The organism is Bacillus cereus group sp. BfR-BA-01330 (genome assembly GCF_022663885.1).
GTDB classification, from domain to species: domain Bacteria; phylum Bacillota; class Bacilli; order Bacillales; family Bacillaceae_G; genus Bacillus_A; species Bacillus_A cereus.
The window spans coordinates 612,356-635,801 of sequence record NZ_JAKUGK010000001.1 but is presented as its reverse complement, the minus strand read 5'-3'; the positions used below and the strand labels follow the sequence as shown (position 1 = coordinate 635,801).

Sequence of the window (23,446 nt, the reverse complement as noted above, 5' to 3'; positions counted from 1 at the left end):
TTGAGTATAAAAGAGTGGTTATTTTCAAATAAATTTGGGCATGTTGTTTCTATAGCATATATGGAAAGGACACAATGTAGATGGAGGCAATACAATCAATTGAGGAAAAAGGTGTAGCAACAGCTATATTTCAATTTATATTCCCGTTTTCGTTTAAAGCTGGATATGAACAAGAGATGTTCCCTTTCTTACAAAAAAACGATTTTCGTCCTTTTCGGCTCGATCATCTCGATGATGAAAATACATATTATGGGGAGTTTAAAGTTTCACATCAAAATATGGAAGCATACTATCTTTCATTTACAAATAAAATTCTCTTTCCTCACTCAGAGCATCAAAAGGGCTTGCAACGTTATTCAAAGGACCTTAACTTAACTGGACATTTAACAACAAACCTTATTTCAATTCCATTCAAGATACACTCTATTGATGTCACACTTTGTCCTTATGAACTTGGCTTCTTAACAATTCGAACAGAAGTAAACACTGCTCCAAACATGACTTTATCTGAAGCAATCGAATTCGCTGCTCGCTTCCGTGTACTTGAAACTAAAAATGATACAAATGAGACTATTTGTATTGAATGTAACGGAAAAAAGTATTCCCAAGTTGAAAAATTCATTTTTGGTTATTTATTTCATGGTGTAACTGATTTCTTTGAAAAGAAGAGATTAAGAAGTTCATACTTTCAAACCTTCCCTTTCTTCGAAGACCAAAGAATGTACGTCCAAACTTTATTGTCACTAAAAGAAGGTATGGAGCTTAATGAAGTGGATGTTTATCGTACTTCTAGTCTTTCCGGATTAACAAGTGATGGTAAGCCATATGTGAGCGCAAATAACCTTCCTTACATTCATGACTATTTAAAAAAACACGCTTACCAGAGATGGGCTCCAAATCGTTATTTCATAATGGAAGAACATATTTTTACATGTGTAACAAATGAAGGAGAACGTAAAATCGCTAAACTTGCTAGTCAAATGTACGGAGAATTTTATTACGCTTTATTATTAAACCTATTCCATAAAATTGTTTTATTAAAAATGGCTAACGCCTATGCTGAGCTAAACATTGAACAAGATACTAATGAAATAGAGAAATTAATTTATTCGATCAATTCCTTCACTGCTAATTATTTTTCTTTAGAATTAGTATCCCAATCACAAAGTGAAGATATTTTCTTTCGTTTAAGAAAACTTTTTAATATTGAGGTTCTATACTCGAACGCGAAACAAAATCTTGATAGTTTGTTTAAATATCAAGAAAATGTCGCCTCTAAAAAAGATAGCCTCTTATTATTAATTTTAACGCTCTACTCTGTAGTGGGCCAAATGTTAGGGTTTACTATGATTGACCTTTTAAGAAACACCGATTCAAACAAAATATCGTCACCTCTTGAATTTTTCGCTCTATTAATTGCGATTAGCGGCATTGTCATTTCACTTATTTTAGGAGCCCAAAGTTTATACCAATGGGGTCTACAGCATAAACGAAGAAAAGCTTGGGTAAAACAAACTGTACTTTCTGCCGTTAAAGAGAAAGAAGATAAAAATTAAAAAAGGTTATTTTCAAATTCTTGGCGCGCTGCATTAAGTGAAATTTTTATGAGCGATTTTCCGATTATATCGGCGCAACTCGAAATATATCAGCGATTTTTTTAATATATCGACTTACCGACAAATGACAGGACCGGATAATAAAAAAAGGGTGCTCCAAAATAAAACTTGGAGTACCCCTTTTATTATACGAATTCAGTTTACTTCCCTGCTTCGATTTGCTCTAATGCAGCAGCTACTTGCTCTTCCGTTAATTCATGTTGTATTACGTAGCGGTTACGTGGACTTACACGACATTCATGAGAACATGCACGTAAATATTTCGCTTCGTTTTCTTCAGAACATAAAATTTTCTTATTACATTCTGGATTTGAACAGTTTACATAGCGCTCACAAGGTTCACCTGTAAAGTGGTCTTTACCAACGATAACATGTTCTTTTTGGTTTACTGGTACAGCAATACGCTCATCGAACACGTAACATTGTCCATCCCAAAGCTCACCTTGTACCTCTGGGTCTTTTCCGTACGTTACAATTCCGCCGTGAAGCTGACTTACATCTTCATAGCCTTCACGAACTAACCAACCAGAAAACTTCTCACAACGAATTCCGCCTGTACAATAAGTTAAAATCTTTTTACCTTCAAGTACTTCTTTATTTTCACGAATCCAATCTGGTAATTCACGGAATGATTCGATATCAGGTTTAATCGCACCTTTGAAGTGACCTAAATCAAACTCATAATCATTTCGTGCATCAATGATAACTGTATCTTCTTGTTTCATTGCTTCATAAAAATCTTTTGGCTCTAAATACTTCCCAGTTATTTCGTGTGGGTTAATGTCATCTTCTAGACGAAGTGTAACTAACTCTGGACGAGGACGCACGTGCATTTTCTTGAATGCATGACCATCAGCTTCATCTATTTTAAATACGATACCGTCAAAACGTGGATCATTGTTCATTGCTTCCATGTATTTCTCTGTTTGTTCTACAGTTCCAGAACAAGTTCCGTTAATACCTTCTTTCGCTACAAGAATTCTTCCTTTTAATTCAAGTGAATTACAAAATTCTAAATGCTCTGCCGCGAATTCTTCTGGGTTTTCAATTGTTGTGTACATGTAATATAGTAATACTCTGTATGGTTTTGTAGTTGCCAATGTATTTCTACCACCTATCTAATTTTTAAAATCATGTATAAGTTAACGTTCATATCAAAACATATATAATAAGAAAATGAATCCCATTTTCTTTTCTTTATACTATTTTCTATCAGTTAACAAAAATAAAAAACAAGATTACACATCAAAACACTATGGTTATGTTGTAATCCCAATATATTATATATCATACAAATGCAATTCCATCAATTAATATGCTGGATTATCGGCTTTATGTTCACATAAATTTCAAAATTGACCCTTTAATTTATTATGTTTCCCCACGTCATCACACCATAAACTCCCAATTTATTTTACGTTATCACACCATCCATTGCATAAAGGCATATAATTTGCATTAAGGAAACTTTCGTGTTCAAATGAAATTATCATATAACATATCTAAATGTATTGAAATAATGAGTAAGAATAAATACAATAATTTCATCAAGTTAACATTTTAAAGGGGAAAACTACTATGAATAAAGATATAACAAAAGATGAACATCTCCCTTCTGAAAGTACAACCGTACAATCAGCTCACTTAGCTTTAAGTGGAGAAACAAAAGGCTGGAAAAGACTGTTACCATTTTTAGGACCCGCTTTTATAGCGTCCGTTGCTTATATTGATCCTGGCAACTTTGCTACAAATATCGCAGCTGGTTCACAATATGGATATTTACTATTATGGGTTATACTCGCCTCTAACTTAATGGCTGTATTAATCCAAACTTTATCAGCTAAATTAGGAATTGCTACAGGAAACAATTTACCCGAAATAGCTCGTGAAAACTTTCCAAAGCCTGTGTCTATCGGTTTATGGATACAAGGTGAACTAGTTATTATGGCTACAGATTTAGCGGAATTTATTGGAGCTGCATTGGGGCTTTACTTACTATTTGGAATCCCGATGCTACCTGCCGCTTTAATTACAGCAGCCGGATCATTTATTATCCTTGAATTTCAACGTAGAGGATTTCGTCCACTAGAAGCTATTATTACAGGAATGATTTTCATTGTAGTAATTGCTTTTGGGATTCAAGTTTTTTATGCAAAACCAGAATTAAGTCCCCTTCTTTCAGGACTATTTATTCCAAAATTCCAAGGTGTAGACAGTATATTACTTGCAGCAGGGATTTTAGGTGCGACAGTTATGCCGCATGCAATATACTTGCATTCTGCATTAACACAACGCCGTGTGGTCGGAACAACTGACGAACAAAAGAAAAAGATTTTTCGTTTCGAATTTATCGATATTATTATTGCAATGGTTATTGCTGGAGCAATTAATGCAAGTATGTTAATTGTTGCTGCTGCACTATTCTTTAAAAACGGCTTGCACGTTGAAGATTTAGATGTTGCTTACACTCAATTTACCAACTTAGTAGGTCCTGTATCAGCTGCTTTGTTTGGAATTGGGCTCTTATCAGCAGGACTATCTAGCTCTTCTGTCGGTACAATGTCGGGTGATATTATTATGCAAGGTTTCATTCGCATGCATATTCCGTTATACTTACGCCGATTTATTACAATGATTCCACCATTAGTTATTATCGCTTTAGGTGTAAATCCAACTTACGCTCTAGTCATGAGCCAAGTCGTCTTATCATTCGGTATTGCATTTGCACTAGTGCCACTTATTATGTTTACAAGTAACAAAAAGATTATGGGTGCACTCGTTAACCACCGTATAACAACATTTATCGCTTGGATAATTGCAGCACTCGTTATCGTTTTAAATATCTTCTTACTGTATCAAACATTTGTAGGGTAATGAAAAAAGGGTATTCCAATTTTAATTTGGAGTACCCTTTTTGGATGAAATGATTTTCTTCTAGTTACCACTTATGTATGTCCCTCTTTCCGGCATCATGACACCATTTTCAGTTCGAAAGTAAAGTGGCAATCCTTCCGCAAAAAACATACTTACCTTGGACGGATCTTGCCTTTGATGATGAATATGTAAATGCGGCTCACTTGAACTTCCTGAGTTACCGACTTGAGCAAGAAATTCTCCTTCATTTACATGTTGTCCTTCTCTCACATTAATTGATCCTTTCTTTAAATGGGCAAGAATTAAAAATGTGCCCGTTTCATCTAGTCGTAAATAAATATGATTCCCAGCCATTGACTGAAAATTATCCGATCCCGGAACTAAATCTTGTTCATTATTATTAATTGATACAACCGTCCCAGAAGCTGGTGCCATTACTTTCGCTCCATATATTCCGTAATCCTCTAACTTACTACTTTTCACTTCAGCAGGTGGAATGAGAATATCATATGCCCACCTTTCATTTGGTTTTATAACGTGATAGTTCATTTCTAACCGATCACCACCCCAACCTATTAATGCTCGCTCATTCAAAGGAAAACGAACTACTGCTTTAGGACTCATAGATTGTATATCTGCTGGATAAGCAATTCTACCTATATTAGCAAACCAACCGACAGGCCAAGCTCCAATGATAGAAAACAGAATGATTAAAAATAGCGTTCTATCTATCCGCTTTCTAAAAATGCCTTTCCAAAAAAATATTATTACTGATCCTACCAAGAGGAAAACTGAAATAAAACTAAAAGCCTGTATACTCCACCAAACAAAAACTGATGTAACACCATTAGCTACATAAACTAAGATCCAACTTATAATTAAAAAAGAAACTATAATTACTAATAAAAATGCCTTCCACATGTCGCGTCCCTACTCTCATATCCTTTTTCTCAATGATACAAAGTAAAAATTACGACATATAAAAGAAATACTTACGACTTTCTTACTTTTTTATACTGCGGTAATTTCACAGTAAAAACTGTTTCTTTATCGTTACTACGTACAGTGATATCCCCTTGATGGAGATCGGCTATACTTTTTGAAATTGCAAGTCCTATTCCTTTCCCGCCCGTATGAGAACTACGTGATTTTTCACTACGATAAAATTTCTCAAAAACGTAAGGAAGGTCCTCTTTCGGAATGCATTGTCCAAAATTTTTAATTTCTACTTCAACATTCATTGTTTTATTGGAAATTTCAATTGCAATTTCCTTTCCATCTTTTCCATACATAATACTATTACCTATTACATTTTCAAATAGTCTCACTATAAGTGCTACATCAACTTCTACATGCAGCACTTCATCACTTTTAATATAAAAGCTCATATTAGCATCATCTAATTGTGGTACAAAGTCAATCATGATTTGTTCAATTAATGCTTTCATATCTACTTCATCTTTATGTAATTCAATCTCTCTATAATTTATTTGACAGTATTCTAATAAATCATCTATTTGATGTTTTAATTCATAACTTTTTCGCTTTAATATACTTACATACTGTTCACATTCCTCTCCATTCGAATGAAGTTTATTTCCTAACAGGTCCGCATAACCGATTAAAGATGTTACTGGCGTTCGTAAATCATGAGAAATATTACTAATCATTTCATTTTTCATTTCCTGTGATTTTTTTTCATTCTCGATAGACTCTTTTAAGCTTTTCGCCATTCTATTAACATTTGCCGCTAGTTCACCAATCTCGTCATTTTTCAAAATAGGTATATGTATTTCAAAATTACCGTCACTTATTTCCTTCAGGTTCTTGTTAATTTGAGACAACCTTTTCATCAGTGTTTTTGTCATACATGCAAAGTATGTTGTAGTAAAAATCAAAAAAACTATAAAATATAAAAATGAATATTTTTCCTCTAAAACATTAACCTGACTATATATATTTCCAACTAAAATTTGAAACACTATTATACTTACAGTCGCTAACAAGATGCTACATATGAATGCGATAAAAAACTTAGCTCTAATGCCTTGTAATGATTTAATCTTCAATTTTATATCCGACTCCCCAAACATTTTGAATAAACTTCGGTTCTTTTGGATTCTCTTCAATTTTATTTCTCAATCTTGCAATATGAACCATTACTGTATTATTACTTTCATAGGCTCTTTCGTTCCAAACGCTCTCATATATTTCTTCAATTGTGAACACACGATTCCTTGCAGCTGCCATTAAGTGTAAAATATCATATTCAGTTTTCGTAAGATTGATTCTTTCTCCATATAACATTACTGTTCTCGACACTTCATCTATTTCTAAACCTCTAATATTTATTTTCTTTTCCATTACTTGGGGAGCATTTTGATTGAAATATGTATACCTTCTTAATTGAGCTTTCACTCTTGCGATAAATTCAATTGTACTGAACGGCTTCACAATATAATCATCTGCCCCAGTACTAAATCCAATTACCTTATCTACATCCGATGATTTCGCGCTTAAAAACATAATTGGTAAACTATGTTTCTCTCTAATCCTTCTACAAAGTTCTATACCATCCATTTGAGGCATCATAATATCCAAAATAGCAAGTTGAATACTGTTATTATTTATTATTTCTAAAGCCTCTTCTCCGTTATGAGCACTAAAAACTTTAAAACCTTCTTGTTTTAAATTCACATTAATAAATTGAATAATATCTTTATCGTCATCTACAATTAATATCGAATTTTTTTCCATTTCCAAACCTCTTTTTTGAAATATATTCCACATCTAAGTTTATCATAAATCAAATCTACCCTTACACCTTGAATAATCTTTATTTTCAGATTAAATTATATAATAACAAATACATTCTATTTTCATGTGAAAAGGAGCGAAAATATGTTTCCTTTATTAAAAACTGAAAGACTCATTTTAAGAGAACTTACCGAAAAAGATGCACCACGTATACTACAATGCTTTTCTAATACTAATGTACTGCGCTATTATGGCCAAAAACCGTTACAAGATGTTGATCAAGTGAAACAAATCATTCATAATTTTAAGTTGAGCTACAATGCAAGAAGCGGTATAAAATGGGGAATCGAATTAAAAGACAAGAAAGAACTCATCGGTACCATTGGTTTTCACGATTGGTCTTCTGAGCATAAACGAGCCAATATAAGTTATGCCTTTTTGCCTGAACACTGGGGAAAAGGATATGCGACTGAAGCTGTTTCTGAGGTTATATCATACGGTTTCCATACGATTCATTTAAAGCGGATCGGGGCAATTGTATTTCTTGAAAATGAAGCTTCTAATAAAGTACTATTAAAATTAGGCTTTGAAAAAGAAGGTGTTCTAAAAAATTATATGTATCAAGATGATATCCCATATGATACGAATTTTTACGCTTTATTAAAATCAGTTTAATAGAATTTATGTGTAAAAAACCTTACTTTTAAAAAGTAAGGTTTTTTGTATTTATTCATTAGCAATATAAGCATTCTTATAAGTATAAATACCACCAAATTGATGTTTTTCAATTCCTTTTACATAATCCTTTTGTACATATGCTGAGCCAATATGATAAAGCGGTGCCACAGCTGCATCTTCTAATAATACCTGCTCGGCTTCTCGCAACGCTTTCCATCGATTTTCCGTATCTAGTACAAAATCCGTTTTCGCTTTCTTTATTAATTCATCGTAACGAACATTAGAATAATTCATTTTATTATTCGGATTCCCTGTCGTAAATAACTCTAAATAACTAATTGGGTCTTTATAGTCAGGTCCCCAATTTGCCATAGTTATATCGTAATCACCTATTTGTTCTAACTGTAATTTTTGCTTAAATGGCTGTTGTTTAATTTGTATCGTTAACCCTTGCAAATTCTTCTCTAAATCACCTTTTATATATTCTGCCATACGTATTGCATTATCTTGTTCGAACGTTAAGAACTCTAGGTTTACTTGTTCTACCCCAAGCTCTTTTTTCGCTTCTTCCCAAAGTTTTTTTGCATTTTGCAAATCATATGAGGAAATATCTCCATTTTCTTTTCTAAAATCTTTACCAGTCACTTCATTTACATGACCAACTGGTACAAGTCCACTTGCAGGTTTTGCTCCGTTATTAATAAAGTGAGCAACGAAATCATCTTTATTTAACGCTAATGAAATAGATTGACGCACCTTTTTATTTGCTAACGCGGTATTTTTTTCATTAAAACGAAGCATAGCAATTCCAGGATCACTCGACATATGTAATTCCTTATTCCCTTTATACTTGTCTACAACTTGCGAATTAATAGGTACTCGATCTAAATCTCCAGCTTCATATAAATTTACAGCTGTCATTGTATCCTTTACGATATGAAAGTTTATTTCGTCTAATTTCACTTTCTTTCGATCCCAATATGTAGCATTCTTCTTTAATTGAAACTCTTGTTCATGCTTCCATTTTTCTAATACAAATGGACCGTTATATATGAGATTACTAGGTTCCAATGCATAATTGTTTCCTTGTTCTTTCAAAAATGATTCATGCTGTGGTAAGTATATAGGTAGTGCTAACAACTGTAAAAAATACGGAACTGGCTGTTCGAGTTCAACTTCTAACGTATAATTATTTATTGCTTTAACCCCAAGTGCATCAAGAGGCATTGTTCCCTTATTAATCTCTTTCGCATTTTTAACATAAAAGAGCATGTATGCATATTGAGATGCCGTTTCAGGATTAATTGCACGTTTCCATGCAAATATAAAATCATTTGCTGTCACACTGTCTCCATTTGACCATTTTGCATCTTTACGCAAATCAAATGTATATTTCTTACCATCTTCACTTCTTTTAAACGATCTTGCTACTGCTGGAATAGGCTGATCTTGATCATTTAATACATATAACCCCTCAAATATATTCTGCATAACGTGGGCTGATGTACCATCCATTGTTTTCGCAGTGTCCAGAGAAGGAATTTCTTCTGATACTGTTACATTTAACACTTGTTTTTTAACCTCTGTATCACTTTTATTCGCTTTATTATTACAAGCTGTTAATAATAAAGATGTAACAAGTGCCATTACCATTAAATGGCTCTTTTTTCGCTTCATGAGTTGTTCTCCTTAAATATAAAATATTATAAAGCGTAATATATTATAGCAGAAATACTAACAGAAAGATGCGACATTCTTTTGAATATTTATTCGTTCAAGAAAAAAGCTATCCTTTTAAAAGGATAGCTTTTTCAACTGCCACATAATTATCTATCTTTGCAAACCTCGTTTATAACGACTTGCTTCAAATATAATACGCTCTTCATCTAACGTTTTACATTCACCATTCCAAACGACACGTTTTCCGTTAATAATTACATCGCTTATATCTTTACCACTCGCAGCATATACAAGGTGTGATAACACTTCATCCGCTGGTTGTAAATGCGGCTTATTAGACGGGTCAATCGTAATAAAATCAGCACACTTACCAGCTTCTAGTGACCCTGTTTGTTTCATCCCGATTACTTCAGCAGCCCCTTTAGTCGCAAGTGTAAGAGCTGTTTCAACTGGTAATGCTGTTGCATCTTGGTGAATACCTTTTTGTAGTAAAGTCGCTATGCGCATTTCTTCAAACATGTCTAAATTATTGTTAGACGCAACACTATCTGTTGCAATTCCTACTTTTATTCCTGCTTCTAGCATCGCTTTTACATTCGCTATACCAGAACCTAGTTTTAAATTACTATTCGGATTATGAGCTACTCGAACGTCATGTTCTGCTAAAAATGCACGCTCATCGTCATTTAATACTACACCGTGTGCAATAACTGTTGGGCGTTTAAACAATCCGCAGCTCGCTGCATATTCTACTGGACGTTTTCCATATTGTGCTTCAATATCACGTACTTCACGCTCTGTTTCAGAAAGATGGATATGAACCATCGTTTGATTCTCTACTGCAATCCGTGCGCACTCTTCTAACAATTCTGTACTACATGTATATGGACTATGTGGTGCAACCATCGTAGTTAACATGTCACTTTCGTTATAGTAACGCTTCACATATTTCTCAGCTTCTTCAATCGCTTTCTTTTCATCGTCTTTCGTTCCGAAGCTAAATAAAGTCCTTGAAACAGCAGCTCGCATTCCACTCCTTGATACCGTTTCCATAATTGCGTCTTGATCTACTCCAATTGGATTAAACATGTCAGAGAATGATGTTGTACCACTTTTCACCATCTCAAGTAATCCTAATTCCGTACTAGCGACCGCAATTTGGGGAGTAAATTGACTTTCCAGTGGCCAAATTCTCGTCTCAAGCCATGGCTGTAATAACATATCATCTCCAATACCTCTTAGGAGACTCATTACAACGTGTGTATGTGTATTTACAAGCCCTGGTAAAACCCACTTTCCTTTCATGTCAATTACTTCATCTACTTCAAATTCATTAGCGAATTCTCCGCTCTTTACATCTATAATTTGATCATTTTCTACAATGATATATCCATTTTCTATCACTTCGTTTTGTTCATTCATCGTTACAATTGTAGCGTTTACATAAGTTGTTTTCAAAAGTATTTCCCCTTTCAACTCTATGAAGTTCCCTTTAATAAGTTACCACCATTATAGTAACTTATTAAAGATTAAGAGTCAAAAGATAATTTTAATTCTTTCGTTATTTTTCCCTTCAAAATGCTATATTGTTTTTCATTTGTATCTGCAAATGCTTCTTCCCAATTTGACTTTTCATCCATATAATTCAAATTCCCATTGAATTGAGTCTCTGTAAAATCAAATCTCTGCCCATCTATAAAGTTATAAAAATGCCACACGCACCCTATTTTTGTCTTTTTAATTTTCCCTCCACATATATCTTGAACGACTAGAGCCGTTACACCACACTGTCCCTTTGCTGGATTTTCAATTGTCCACTTTGAACTTGTTTCTATTGACCAAGATCTTATTAACGCCTCATATATTTGCTTTTTCTTTACATCATCCATTCTAATCTTCCCCTACTATTAATAGTTTTACACATCATATTTCAAAAGAGGCAGTAAACGACCCTTAAAGACAGTTGATGGTGTCTCTCCTATTAACTGTGCTCCCATTTTCAAGTAATATCCTTTTGCATTCGGATCACTATCAATTGTAAAACTTTTTAATCCTAGTTCATTGGCTTTTTCTATTACATACTCCCAAAGTATTTTCCCGTAACCTTTTCCTTTGTAATGAGGATGAATGTACAAGAAATCGAGAGCTTTATCATTACGTAAAAATGAGAAAAAACCAATCTTCGCATTATCGTTTACTAAAACATATACAAAATTATTTTTTATGTACTCTTCCGTAATTGTTAAATCTTCCTTACAAGCAAGTATGAATTCTTCACTATAATTCCACGTTGCTTTTGAATGTAGTGCGAGTTCACTTAATTCATTTGCTTCACTTAATAATACTTCTCTTATCTTCATGATTCTTTTTCCTCACTTTCAATATGTACACTACTAAATTGATTCGGAAAGCACTTCAAAAAAACCTTTAATTTCCATAAATTAGAAATTAATTTTATAAATCTTTATTATAATCAGTACGATTTTCAACAATTTTTTTAAAGAAAAAGAACGCCATCCCTAAAAGTTGGCGTTCTCTTTTTCTAAAATTTAATCTTCAAGCTCACTCATTCGTTTTACTATTTCGTACGATACAAACCTATACAGTTTCTACTACCGCTTCAAGCATTGTTCCATTTTTAGCATAGTTCGTATGCCAAGAAAAAGCTTTTTCTAAAATATGAGGAGTTTGTCCACCTCTTGTTTTTGCTTCTTCGTAATAAGCACGTAGTTGATCACGATACATTGGATGTGCGCAATTCTCAATAATAAGTTCCACTCTTTCTCTTGGCGCAAGTCCCCTTAAGTCGGCATACCCTTGTTCAGTGACGATAACATCTACATCATGTTCAGTATGGTCTACATGAGAAACGAAAGGAACGATACTTGAAATGTTACCACCTTTCGCAATCGATTTAGTAACAAAGATAGCTAGGCGAGCATTTCTTGCAAAATCGCCAGACCCACCAATACCATTCATCATTTTTGTACCTAAAACGTGAGTAGAGTTAACATTTCCGTATATATCTAATTCTAATGCAGTATTAATTGAGATTAATCCAAGGCGACGAATAATTTCAGGATGATTGGAAATCTCTTGTGGACGCATCATTAATTTGTCACGATATTTTTCAAAGTTAGAAAATACTTGTTGCATTTTCTCTTCAGAAAGCGTGATAGAACAACAAGAAGCAAAATTGACTTTTCCAGCATCCATAAGATCAAAAACTGCATCTTGTAAAACCTCGGAATATACTTCTAAATCTTCAAATTCTGAATCTAACATTCCATGCAATACGGCGTTAGCCACTGAACCAATTCCTGATTGTAACGGCGCTAAACGATTTGTTAATCGGCCTACTTTGACTTCTTCTCGAAGGAATTCTATTAAATGCTGTGCCATAATAACAGTTTCTTCATCCGGAGGAACAATTGTCGATGGCGAATCCAATTGATTCGTAAACACAATTCCCTTTACTTTTTCAGGATCAATTGGAATACCGATTGTTCCAATTCGGTCATCTGTTTTCACAAGCGGAATTGGAAGCCTCTCCCCTTGTTTACCTGGTTCATATAGATCATGTAGCCCCTCTAATTGCGCGGATTGAGCCATATTCATTTCAATAATAATAGACTTAGCATTTAAGGAAAACGCTAAGGAATTTCCAATTGAAGTGGTTGGAATAATCATTCCGTCCTCTGTAATCGCAACCGCTTCCAAAATAGCGAAATCTATATCCAGAACGTCAGCACGGAGTAACTCTGCTGTATGAGACAAGTGTTGATCCACAAATAAAAAGTCTCCGTTATTAATTCCTTTTCGCATAGTAGCGTCAGCTTGGAAAGGTAATCTTTTCCCTAAAATTCCTGCCTCAGCAAATAATTTGTCTACATCGGATCCTAAAGAAGCCCCAGTATAAACATTTACTTTAAAAGATTCATCATTCTTAACTCGGTTTACAAGCGCAAATGGGACTGCTTTTACATCACCTGCACGTGTAAACCCACTTAAGCCTAAAGTCATTCCACTTTGAATCCAGGAAGCTGCTTCTTCAGGTGTAACTACCCGATCTTTTAGACGTTGATCTCTGATTCTATCTAAATTGTTCTCCATATTTAATCCCTCTCTCATTGAATATTCATAATTATTTTACACATTAACACTATCAAAATAGGGATTTTAGTATACAATGCCGAAAATTCAGACAGAACAGCAAATCTAGGTTCTAAAGCAGAAAAATTTAGAATCCTAGAAGTTTACGGAAATAACTAGCGTATGATTGACTAACTGGTACTCTCTCACCATTATCCATCGAAAGTACAAAAGTAGAATGGGTATCAGGATAAATCGCTTTAATATGATTAACATTTACAATAAACGAACGGTGACATCTAATAAATGAATCTTTCGGAAGCAAGTATTCGAATTCTTGCAGAGAGTATTTATGTGTTCCTGATAACTCTTCTGAATTCACATACGTCTTTTTATCTTTAGCCTCTAAATACATAACCTTTGAAAAAGGAACCGGAATCCAGCCGTCTGTTGTTTTTAAAGTAACAACTGACTTTCCATCCGTTAAAGCTGGATAAATTGCCGTCACGCACCCTTCAAGCTTTCCATTGTTTGAAAATGGTACAGCCATTCCATGATAAGGAATACCAAAAACATCCCGATTAATAAACTCAGAGGTTTTTTGATTCATCATCATCGCTTTATGAGCAATCGTTCCTTCCTTTATAGGATCCCCGACACTAATCTTTAAATCAATTCGTTTACTTGGCCGATAGTAAATATATTCTTTCGTATTCGAAACAGCAATTGAAATTTCATCTGAAAATAGTTCCCCAACAACATCTAGTAATAAACCTAACGTTCTATCTTCCATTCTATTAACACCTCATTCACTATTATACTACTATTATGAACGAGCATCTGTTGCTTTATAAAAAGTTTAATTTTAAATTACTTTTAAAATTAGTTTTATTCACTATTACTTCGTTACTACAAAAAACCTCACTTCAGAAAAGTGAGGTTTCCTCTCATACAATATTTTTTTATTTTTTATTAAGTAAAGTGAATTTAAGAATTTATTGCCCCTATTTCTGTATAATAAATAATCCCAAACTACAAACAGTTTGGGATTATCTTTCTCATTTATTATGCGCATCTAACCACGAAATTAAATCTTTAAATACTTCATCCTTATTTACTTCATGAAACATTTCATGTCTACCATTTTCATATAAACGTAGTGTCACGTCTTTCACACCACATTTTTTATAGTTTTCATATACTTCTTTTACACCTTTCCCCATATCGCCAACAGGATCACGATCACCAGAGAATATATGTATTGGAAGATTCTTTGGCGTCTTCTTGTATTCTTCTAGTTTATTTACTTCTAATACACCAGAAAATAATTCTCGGTAAAAACTCGTCGTACAAATGAAACCACATAACGGATCCGCAATATATTTATCAACTTGATTATTATCTGAAGATAACCAATCAAATTTTGTACGATTTGGCTTAAAGTTCGAATTGAAGTTTCCGAAAGATAAAAAGTTTAACATTGGACTTTTCGTTTTTGCCCCACGCAATTTCATTTCGATTGTTGCTACTTTATGACCAATAGCTCCTAAAAGCCCTGGATTTCCACCTGTTCCTGAAATCAGAAATCCATCATATAATTCGCCTCTAAGTTGTACAGCACGTCTTGATAAAAAAGAACCCATACTATGTCCAAGTAAAAACAAAGGACTTGACTGCTCTTCTTTTATCTTTTCTGAAACAAAGATAACATCCGATACAACTTGATTCCACCCTATATTTGGTTCAAAATGACCATAATCTTCTTCTTTTTTTACTGTTTTCCCATGTCCTTTATGATCATGCGCATAAACACCATACCCTGCTTCCAATAAAGCATCTACAAATTCTGTATACACCCCTGCATGCTCTGTCATGCCATGTGCAATTTGAATAATTCCTCTCGGATCTCCTTCTGGTAACCACTTACGCAAATAAATTTCCGATCCATCCAATGCCGTAACGAAACTTTCCTGTACATTCATTTCGTCAGCCCCCAACTCTATTATGTATAGCTTTAAGAAAATGAATATCCATTCACTTTTCTTATTTTATATTATATGTAATTGCTTTCATTATGACAAATGATGTATTTTTCAGACTTGCTTTTAAACTAATTTCTTGACGAATTCAAAATAAAATTATATAGTTACTTACATAAAGTAACTATATAATTTTTAGGAGGTTCCTACTATTATGATGCCATCATTATTTTTAGCACATGGTTCGCCTATGCTCGCTATTCAAGATACAGACTATACACGATTTTTAAAAACACTTGGAGAAACATATAAACCGAAAGCAATTGTTATTTTCACTGCTCATTGGGAAAGTGAAGTATTAACGATTTCCTCATCAGATAACGAGTATGAAACAATTTATGATTTTGGAGGTTTTCCCCCTGAGTTATACGAAATCAAATATCGTGCGAAAGGCTCTTCTCATATTGCATCTATTTTAGAAACAAAATTTAAGAACAAAGGTATTTCAGTCCATCATAATATGACGAGAGGTTTAGATCATGGTTCATGGACACTCCTGCACCGCATGTATCCAGAAGCAAATATTCCTGTCGTGCAAATATCAGTCAATCCATTCCTTTCTGCAAAAGAACAATTTGAAATTGGAGAAGCACTTAAAGGGCTCGGACAAGAAGATATTTTAGTAATCGGGAGTGGCGTTACCGTTCATAATTTACGAGCACTGAAATGGAATCAAACTACACCTGAAAAATGGGCAATTGAATTTGATGATTGGATTATTAAACATATGCAGAATAACGATAAAGATGCATTGTTTAATTGGGAGAAAAATGCTCCTCATGCACAATTAGCAGTACCAAGAGCAGAACATTTTGTTCCTTTATTTATCGCTATGGGAAGTGGTGAAAATAGCGGTGAAGTCATTCACCGTAGTTACGAGCTTGGTACATTAAGTTATCTTTGTCTTCGATTTTAAAGAAAAGGATGAAGCACATGCTGCTTCATCCTTTTTCTTTTTCATTCACTTAGTTAACTAACTTCCAAATGTCGTTTCTCTAATACCTCTTCGTTCTTATTATGAAAATAAACCCAAATACACGCAATAAATAATAGTGAAGATGTAGAGAGGAAAACATATTGGAAACCTGCATGCGCTGCAATTTGTCCCCCGAGCACTGGACCAATCATATTTCCTAAAAACTGAAATGATTGATTATATCCAAATATTCGTCCCGTAACATGGGTTGGTGTATGTTGTTTTAGTAGAGTTTGTACGGAAGGTAATAATCCTGCTTGTGCGATACCTAATAAAAATCGAAGAATTAATAGTTGCCAAGCTGACGTTACAAATGCTTGCGGGATAAAAATAATTCCTGCAGCAAATAACGCTACAACTAACGTTTTTTGAGGACCGATATGATCTGATAATCTTCCTAGTCTTGGTGCTGCCAAAATAACTGCTAATCCTGTCGCTGACATAACTGCACCCGCAATTGTTTCAATATGTGCAGTATGAGGACCTACTAAATTTTTCACGTACAATGTAACAATTGGTTGAACTGACATATTAGCAAGTTGAATAATAAATGTTGTTACAAATAAACTAATAATTAAATGCTTCGCTGGGACCATCGTCCATACTTTTTTCGGCTGTGTTTTTTTTGCTTGAGCAGAGTGATTTTCTTCATGCAGGAAGAAAAAAACGATGAGAAAGGAAAGGAATAAAAAAGCTCCCGTAACAAGAAAGACATGACGCATTCCAATTAACTCAGACAAATAACCGCCAAGTAACGGGCCAAGTAACGAACCGCTCACACCACCAGTTGAAATTGTGGAAATCGCCCAACCTGAATGTTCTTTCGGAGTTTCTGCTGCAATAAATGTCATCGCTGTTGAAAGGAAACCAGATACTGCTCCCATTAAAAATCTTAGTGCGACTAGTTGATACACATCCGTTACAAACCCCATAAGCGTCATAATCATCGCCATACCGAGGCTAGCACGAATAAGCATCAATTTCCGTCCATGTATATCACCAAGCTTTCCCCATATTGGCGATACGATCGCACCCATTAAAAATGTTACACCAAATGCAAGTCCCGACCACTGTGCAATGCTTGAAGTGCCAGTTACTCCTAATTCCTCAATATAAAAAGATAAGAAAGGAATTACTAAACTCATACCGGCTGCAGTGGTAAAACAACCTAGCCAACAAATCATTAAATTCCGTTTCCAGCTGGCCATTTTCACACCTTCTTTCTTTAGATACCCATTCTACACCCTTTCTTGTAAAAAGTTTAGTAATTTGCTTTATATGCAAGATTTACTACAAAACCCGCTATTTTCTAGTGAAAATCACTACAATCCCACATTTTTTTCATAATAAAACCAACTCCCACTAAATGAAGTTGGTTAATAATCCATTAAACCGTAACCATAAATAATTGAAACAATTACACCCACTACCAATATACCTGGAAGTAAATTTGCCACCTTGATTTTAATAATACTAAGCAAGTTCAATCCAATAGCAGATATCATAATGCCGCCCGTAGCCGTCATCTCCACTATAAATTGGTTCATTAATTCTTTCGGGACAAAACTATTAATTTGTGTTGCAAAAACTGCAATACCACCTTCATATAAAACAACTGGAATCGCCGAAAATACTACGCCAATTCCTAGAGTTGTCGTTAATATAATAGAAATAAATCCATCGATAATCGCCTTTGTAAATAAAATATCATGATTTCCGCGAATCCCACTGTCAAGTGCACCAAGTATCCCCATCGCGCCAATTGCAAAAATTAAAGTAGCTGTTACAAAACCTTCTGATATGCTACCTTTCCCTTTCGATCCAACTTTATTTTCTAGCCAATCCCCTAAATGTTTTAACTTTTCTTCTAATTGTAACCATTCTCCAATTACCGTACCAATCACTAAACTCAGTATGACAACAAGAAAGTTTTCACTTTTTAATGCCATTTGAAGCCCAAGCACAGTAACCGCTAAACCGATTGCGTGCATTATCGTCCCTTTCATACTTTCTGGAATCCTACTAAATAATTTACCAAGTAAAGTACCAAATATAATACAAATTCCATTTACAACTGCTCCTAATATAACCATTTCTCATTCTTCACCCTTCGAATTCTTTATTTCTATATTTTGGTTTATACATTGATTTACAGGTTATCTATATGTTAACTTAATATTGAGAATATTAACAAATGTTTTCCACTACATAACCCGCTATTTTTTGTAACTTTAATTACCTTTAATAGATTCAGTGTTAATTTAATTGCGGGATAATATTAAAAGGGAAGGTATATATGAAAACTTTACTAAAACGATTTTTGTTAATAGCCTTTTTCATTACACCGATTGTTTTATTAATCAATTACTCTTTTATTTCAAAAGCAAAAGACAAACCCGATTTGCAAAACAAATCTAGTAAAACCGCTTCAAAAAGCGAAAAGAAAATAGAAGACCAAGAAATCACACTCACCTTCTCTGGTGATACAATGTTTGATTGGCAATTACGTCCTATAATCGAAAAGAATGGGGCTGATTACCCATTCCAACATGTAAAAGAAGAAATAAAAAAAGCTGATATTTCTTTTGTGAATTTAGAGTCGGCATTTACAACGAAAGAAAAGAAAGCACCTGGGCAACTGTTTTGGATTAAAAGTGATCCATCTACACTACAAGCTATTAAAAACACTGGATATGACATCGTAAATATTGGGAATAACCACACACTTGATTATGGGCAAGATGGATTATTAGATACGATTTCTCACGTAGAAAAATTAAAGTTCCCTTACATTGGAGCCGGAAAAAATGCGAAAGATGCATATACAGCACGAGAAATGACCGTAAAAGGGAAAAAGTTTAAATTTCTTTCCTTCGTTCGATTTATGCCTGATTCTAATTGGGTAGCTGGTGAGAATAAACCTGGCGTTGCGAATGGCTATGATTTAAATCTTGTAACAAAAACAATTAAAGAACAAAAGAAAGATGCAGACTATTTAATCGTCTATATGCATTGGGGCGTTGAAAAATCAAATCGTCCGGTAGAATACCAAAAGCAATATGTACCTAAAATGGTTGAAGCAGGAGCTAACGCAATTGTCGGGAGCCATCCACATTGGTTACAAGGGTTTGAGTATTATAATAAAGTTCCTATCGCTTACTCATTAGGTAACTTTTTATTCCCGAGTTATGTGAATGGGAAAAGCGCTGAAACTGGCGTATTAACTTTAACTTTTAAAGGAAAGGATGTCCAAATGTCATTCAATCCTTATATCATTCGCAACAACCAAGTTTCCCCTGTAAATGAAGGAGAAAAGAAAAAAGCTCTTCAATATTTACAAACAATTTCAACTGATGTAGAAATTGATGATACAGGGAAAATAAAAAACAAACGAAACTAGACAGCTCAAGATCTATTTCTCTGTAATATACTTTACAGAATAGGTGATAAACATGCTGAAAGAGTTATTAGAAAATATAAACCTCTTAGAAAACATCTATAAAATGTCTATAGCAATCCTGCTTTTATGTTCCTTTTATTCTGTGAGACTATTTAAAAAAATAAAGCGAGAGAGAAATCTTACTCCTTTTGAATTTACAATGTATGTAATCATTCGTATTGCGATACTCTTTTGGTTAGCTAGCTTTATTCTTCTTGAATTTAATGAGTACCTAGTTTAACTATAAAAAAGATAGAACAAGCACTATATTCCCTCGCTTGTATCTATCTTTTTTATTTACATTCTAACTCTTTCCTTCTATTAAATAAGCAAATCAAACAAAACAGGGTTTTTATTAAGTTCCATAAATTGAATATTATTTTCTTTAAAGCGAGTAATTAATTGCTCATAATCTTCTTTATGTTTTAATTCTACGCCGACTAATGCTGGACCATTTTCTTTATTATGTTTCTTAATATACTCAAAGCGCGTAATGTCATCTTCTGGTCCTAATCCTTTATCAAGAAATTCTCTTAGCGCACCTGAACGCTGCGGAAATTCAATGATAAAGTAATGTTTCAGTCCTTCATAAATGAGCGAACGCTCTTTCATTTCTTGCATTCTATCAATATCATTATTTCCACCACTTAGCGTACATACAACTGTTTTACCTTTTATTTCATCTCTATATAAATCAAGCGCTGCAATAGAGAGTGCACCAGCCGGTTCAGCTACAATCGCATTTTTCTTATACAGTTCTAAAATCGTCGTACAAACTTTCCCCTCTGGTACTAAAATAATATCGTCAATTACATCTTTACAAGTTTCAAATGTTAACTTTCCTACTTTTTTAACAGCTGCCCCATCAACAAAGCTATCTATTTTCTCCAATGCTACATTTTCATTTTGAAGAAAAGCCTCTTTCATAGATGCAGCTCCCATTGGCTCTACACCAATAACCTTTGTAGTAGGACTAACACCTTTTACATATGTACCAACTCCTGATGCTAATCCACCACCACCGATTGCTGTAAAGATATAATCAACCGGTTTCTCCATATCATGCATAATTTCAACTGCCACTGTCCCTTGACCAGCAACTACATACGGATCATCAAACGGATGAACAAATGTCATTCTATTTTCTTCACAATAACACTGTGCTTCTTGGAAAGAACTATCGAATGTATCACCAACTAATACAATCTCTGCGAAATCACCACCGAAAAATTGTACTTGTGATACTTTTTGTTTCGGTGTTGTTGTGGGCATAAATATTTTTGACGGAATCTTCAATAAATTACACGTATAAGCAACTCCTTGCGCATGATTACCAGCACTTGCACAAACAACACCGTTTTGTAACTTTTCTTTCGGTAAACTTTGAATCAAATTGTATGCACCACGAATTTTGAAAGAGCGAATTAATTGTAAGTCTTCTCGTTTTACATAAACGTCACAATCATATTTCTCAGATAAAACTGTATCACGTTGTAACGGTGTTTTAATAACGATATCTTTCAGGCAATTATGAGCCATTAAGATATCTTCAATTTTCACTCTCTCCTTTACCTTTTGCACCATTATATATCATCCTTATCTCTTTTAAATTGGCTCAATCAAAATGTGGGATTTTCAGGACAGCCCCTGTATTCGCCGATGTTACCATTTGTGCATAACGTCCGAGCCAGCCAGTTTTTACTTTCGGTTCTGGTCGTTTCCATTCTTTTTTACGCTTATCTAATTCTTCATCACTCACTCTTACTTCTAGTAAGCGTTCTTCAACATCAATACATACAATATCCCCTTGTTCAAGAAGTGCAATCATCCCGCCCGCTGCTGCTTCTGGTGAAATATGTCCTACTGAAATTCCACGTGAAGCTCCAGAAAAACGTCCATCTGTTAATAATGCAACCTCAGCACCTAATCCCATTCCAGCAATTGCTGATGTTGGGGCTAACATTTCTGGCATACCAGGCCCACCTCTTGGTCCTTCATAACGAATGACAACTACATCTCCTTTTTTCACTTTCCCAAGCATAATGCCCGCAAGTGCCTCATCTTGTGAATTAAAAATAACGCAAGGCCCTTCAAAACGCTTTACCTCTGTTGCACCGCTTTTAATAACCGCTCCATCTTTAGCAAGATTTCCTTTTAATATACGTAAGCCCCCCTCTTCACTATGAGGGTTTTCGAGAGAGTGAATAACCTCCTTATCTTTAATCTCTGCCTCAGCGATATTTTCTCTTAATGTTTGCCCAGTAGCAGTTATTCGATCAAGATGAAGTACTCCTTCTTTCCGGCTCATCTCTTTCAAAATTGCACTAATCCCGCCCGCACGATCAATATCTTCCATATGCCAATTTGAGGCTGGACTTACTTTACATAAATGAGGTACACGTCTTGAAACTGCATCAATACGGTTCATATCATAATCTAGTCCTGCCTCTTGTGCGAGTGCTAGCGTATGTAATACTGTATTCGTTGATCCACCCATCGCCATATCAAGCGCAAAAGCATCGTCAATTGCTTCTTCTGTTACAATATCACGCGGCTTAATATCTCTTTCAATTAAAATTTTCAATTTCTCTGCTGCTTGTTTAATTAACTCTTCACGTCTTGGATCAATTGCTAAAATACTCCCGTTACCAGGAAGAGCTAAACCTAATACTTCACATAAACAATTCATAGAGTTCGCGGTAAACATACCCGAACAAGAGCCACAAGATGGACAGCCATGATCTTCAATATCTTTTAATTCTTCTTCTGAAATTTTCCCAGATTGATAAGCTCCTACCCCTTCAAAAACAGAGCTTAAATCAACAACTTCTCCTTTTGACGTTTTTCCAGCCGCCATCGGGCCGCCTGAAACAAACACAGTCGGAATATTAATACGTAGTGCAGCCATCATCATACCTGGTGTAATTTTGTCACAGTTTGGGATACAAATCATGCCGTCAAACCAGTGTGCATTTACAACCGTTTCTACTGAATCTGCAATAATTTCACGACTCGGAAGAGAATAACGCATACCGATATGTCCCATCGCAATACCATCGTCAACTCCAATTGTATTGAATTCGAATGGTACCATACCTGCCGCGCGAACTGCCTCTTTTACAAGTTTCCCAAACTCGTTCAAGTGTTTATGCCCTGGAATAATTTCAATAAAAGAATTACAAATCGCTATGAAAGGTTTATCAAAATCTTCATCTTTCAAACCAGTTGCTTTTAATAAACTACGGTGCGGTGCTTTATCAAAACCTTTTTTAATCATGTCACTTCTCATCTTGTC

General features: G+C 34.5%; 21 protein-coding genes. 6 read left to right on the top strand and 15 right to left on the bottom strand.

Going from position 1 to position 23,446, the window contains the following annotated elements:
* The first annotated feature begins 80 nt into the window (after positions 1 to 80).
* A complete protein-coding gene (locus tag MR112_RS03285) occupies positions 81 to 1,556 on the top strand; it encodes a hypothetical protein (RefSeq protein WP_025710134.1) in 1,476 nt (491 codons plus the stop codon).
* Positions 1,557 to 1,756: 200 nt separating this feature from the next.
* Here the strand turns inward: MR112_RS03285 and trhO are convergent, their stop codons facing one another.
* On the bottom strand, positions 1,757 to 2,716 hold the full coding sequence (trhO, locus tag MR112_RS03280; protein ID WP_000246231.1) for an oxygen-dependent tRNA uridine(34) hydroxylase TrhO: 960 nt from the start codon (positions 2,714 to 2,716) through the stop codon (positions 1,757 to 1,759).
* A 478-nt stretch (positions 2,717 to 3,194) separates the two neighbouring features.
* Here trhO and MR112_RS03275 point away from each other — a divergent pair, with 478 nt between their 5' ends.
* The gene (locus MR112_RS03275; protein ID WP_001030679.1) at positions 3,195 to 4,490 is read left to right on the top strand and encodes an Nramp family divalent metal transporter; all 1,296 of its coding nucleotides are present in this window, start codon (positions 3,195 to 3,197) and stop codon (positions 4,488 to 4,490) included.
* Between the two features lie 60 nt (positions 4,491 to 4,550).
* Here the strand turns inward: MR112_RS03275 and MR112_RS03270 are convergent, their stop codons facing one another.
* The 3 genes from MR112_RS03270 to MR112_RS03260 form a co-directional block, all read right to left on the bottom strand.
* Complete coding sequence (locus MR112_RS03270; protein ID WP_000265297.1) at positions 4,551 to 5,411, bottom strand: M23 family metallopeptidase; 861 nt, start codon at positions 5,409 to 5,411, stop codon at positions 4,551 to 4,553.
* Between the two features lie 71 nt (positions 5,412 to 5,482).
* Entirely contained in the window at positions 5,483 to 6,583 is a 1,101-nt protein-coding gene (locus MR112_RS03265) for a HAMP domain-containing sensor histidine kinase (RefSeq protein ID WP_162837403.1), read from the bottom strand.
* Positions 6,549 to 7,247 (bottom strand): response regulator transcription factor, encoded by a 699-nt coding sequence (locus MR112_RS03260; RefSeq protein ID WP_000414517.1) that lies wholly within the window; start codon positions 7,245 to 7,247, stop codon positions 6,549 to 6,551. Before MR112_RS03260 ends, MR112_RS03265 begins: the two co-directional genes overlap by 35 nt.
* A gap of 144 nt (positions 7,248 to 7,391) precedes the next feature.
* Between MR112_RS03260 and MR112_RS03255 the strand changes: the two genes are divergently transcribed.
* Positions 7,392 to 7,922 carry a GNAT family N-acetyltransferase gene (locus MR112_RS03255; RefSeq protein WP_000484228.1) on the top strand — a complete coding sequence of 177 codons (531 nt, stop codon included), beginning with the start codon at positions 7,392 to 7,394 and terminating at the stop codon, positions 7,920 to 7,922.
* A 51-nt stretch (positions 7,923 to 7,973) separates the two neighbouring features.
* Here MR112_RS03255 and MR112_RS03250 read toward each other — a convergent pair whose 3' ends face one another.
* The 7 genes from MR112_RS03250 to MR112_RS03220 all read right to left on the bottom strand — a co-directional run bounded on the left by MR112_RS03250 (position 7,974) and on the right by MR112_RS03220 (position 15,679).
* Entirely contained in the window at positions 7,974 to 9,602 is a 1,629-nt protein-coding gene (locus tag MR112_RS03250; protein WP_000823514.1) for a peptide ABC transporter substrate-binding protein, read from the bottom strand.
* Between the two features lie 153 nt (positions 9,603 to 9,755).
* Positions 9,756 to 11,081, bottom strand: a complete 1,326-nt coding sequence (locus MR112_RS03245; protein ID WP_025687230.1) for a bifunctional S-methyl-5'-thioadenosine deaminase/S-adenosylhomocysteine deaminase — start codon at positions 11,079 to 11,081, stop codon at positions 9,756 to 9,758.
* A gap of 53 nt (positions 11,082 to 11,134) precedes the next feature.
* Complete coding sequence (locus tag MR112_RS03240) at positions 11,135 to 11,494, bottom strand: YunG family protein (protein ID WP_242244778.1); 360 nt, start codon at positions 11,492 to 11,494, stop codon at positions 11,135 to 11,137.
* A 27-nt stretch (positions 11,495 to 11,521) separates the two neighbouring features.
* Positions 11,522 to 11,965, bottom strand: a complete 444-nt coding sequence (locus MR112_RS03235; protein WP_000701928.1) for a GNAT family N-acetyltransferase — start codon at positions 11,963 to 11,965, stop codon at positions 11,522 to 11,524.
* 238 nt (positions 11,966 to 12,203) lie between these two features.
* A complete protein-coding gene (locus MR112_RS03230; protein ID WP_000429811.1) occupies positions 12,204 to 13,718 on the bottom strand; it encodes an acetyl-CoA hydrolase/transferase family protein in 1,515 nt (504 codons plus the stop codon).
* 127 nt (positions 13,719 to 13,845) lie between these two features.
* Positions 13,846 to 14,490, bottom strand: a complete 645-nt coding sequence (locus MR112_RS03225; protein ID WP_242244777.1) for a LytTR family DNA-binding domain-containing protein — start codon at positions 14,488 to 14,490, stop codon at positions 13,846 to 13,848.
* A 265-nt stretch (positions 14,491 to 14,755) separates the two neighbouring features.
* The gene (locus MR112_RS03220; RefSeq protein WP_001102581.1) at positions 14,756 to 15,679 is read right to left on the bottom strand and encodes an alpha/beta hydrolase; all 924 of its coding nucleotides are present in this window, start codon (positions 15,677 to 15,679) and stop codon (positions 14,756 to 14,758) included.
* Positions 15,680 to 15,890: 211 nt separating this feature from the next.
* Between MR112_RS03220 and MR112_RS03215 the strand changes: the two genes are divergently transcribed.
* Positions 15,891 to 16,652, top strand: coding sequence for a DODA-type extradiol aromatic ring-opening family dioxygenase (locus MR112_RS03215; protein WP_000982899.1), 762 nt, complete (start codon positions 15,891 to 15,893; stop codon positions 16,650 to 16,652).
* A gap of 53 nt (positions 16,653 to 16,705) precedes the next feature.
* Here MR112_RS03215 and MR112_RS03210 read toward each other — a convergent pair whose 3' ends face one another.
* Positions 16,706 to 17,920, bottom strand: coding sequence for a multidrug efflux MFS transporter (locus MR112_RS03210; protein ID WP_242244776.1), 1,215 nt, complete (start codon positions 17,918 to 17,920; stop codon positions 16,706 to 16,708).
* A gap of 168 nt (positions 17,921 to 18,088) precedes the next feature.
* Positions 18,089 to 18,805, bottom strand: a complete 717-nt coding sequence (locus MR112_RS03205) for a DUF554 domain-containing protein (protein WP_000236031.1) — start codon at positions 18,803 to 18,805, stop codon at positions 18,089 to 18,091.
* A 203-nt stretch (positions 18,806 to 19,008) separates the two neighbouring features.
* Here MR112_RS03205 and MR112_RS03200 point away from each other — a divergent pair, with 203 nt between their 5' ends.
* Positions 19,009 to 20,112, top strand: a complete 1,104-nt coding sequence (locus tag MR112_RS03200) for a CapA family protein (protein ID WP_000854536.1) — start codon at positions 19,009 to 19,011, stop codon at positions 20,110 to 20,112.
* Positions 20,113 to 20,164: 52 nt separating this feature from the next.
* The gene (locus MR112_RS03195; protein WP_000910604.1) at positions 20,165 to 20,392 is read left to right on the top strand and encodes a hypothetical protein; all 228 of its coding nucleotides are present in this window, start codon (positions 20,165 to 20,167) and stop codon (positions 20,390 to 20,392) included.
* An 80-nt stretch (positions 20,393 to 20,472) separates the two neighbouring features.
* On the opposite strand, the gene ilvA is transcribed toward MR112_RS03195, so the two are convergent.
* Complete coding sequence (ilvA, locus tag MR112_RS03190; protein ID WP_000250317.1) at positions 20,473 to 21,735, bottom strand: threonine ammonia-lyase IlvA; 1,263 nt, start codon at positions 21,733 to 21,735, stop codon at positions 20,473 to 20,475.
* Between the two features lie 31 nt (positions 21,736 to 21,766).
* Entirely contained in the window at positions 21,767 to 23,440 is a 1,674-nt protein-coding gene (gene ilvD, locus MR112_RS03185) for a dihydroxy-acid dehydratase (RefSeq protein ID WP_001255813.1), read from the bottom strand.
* Positions 23,441 to 23,446: the final 6 nt, after the last annotated feature.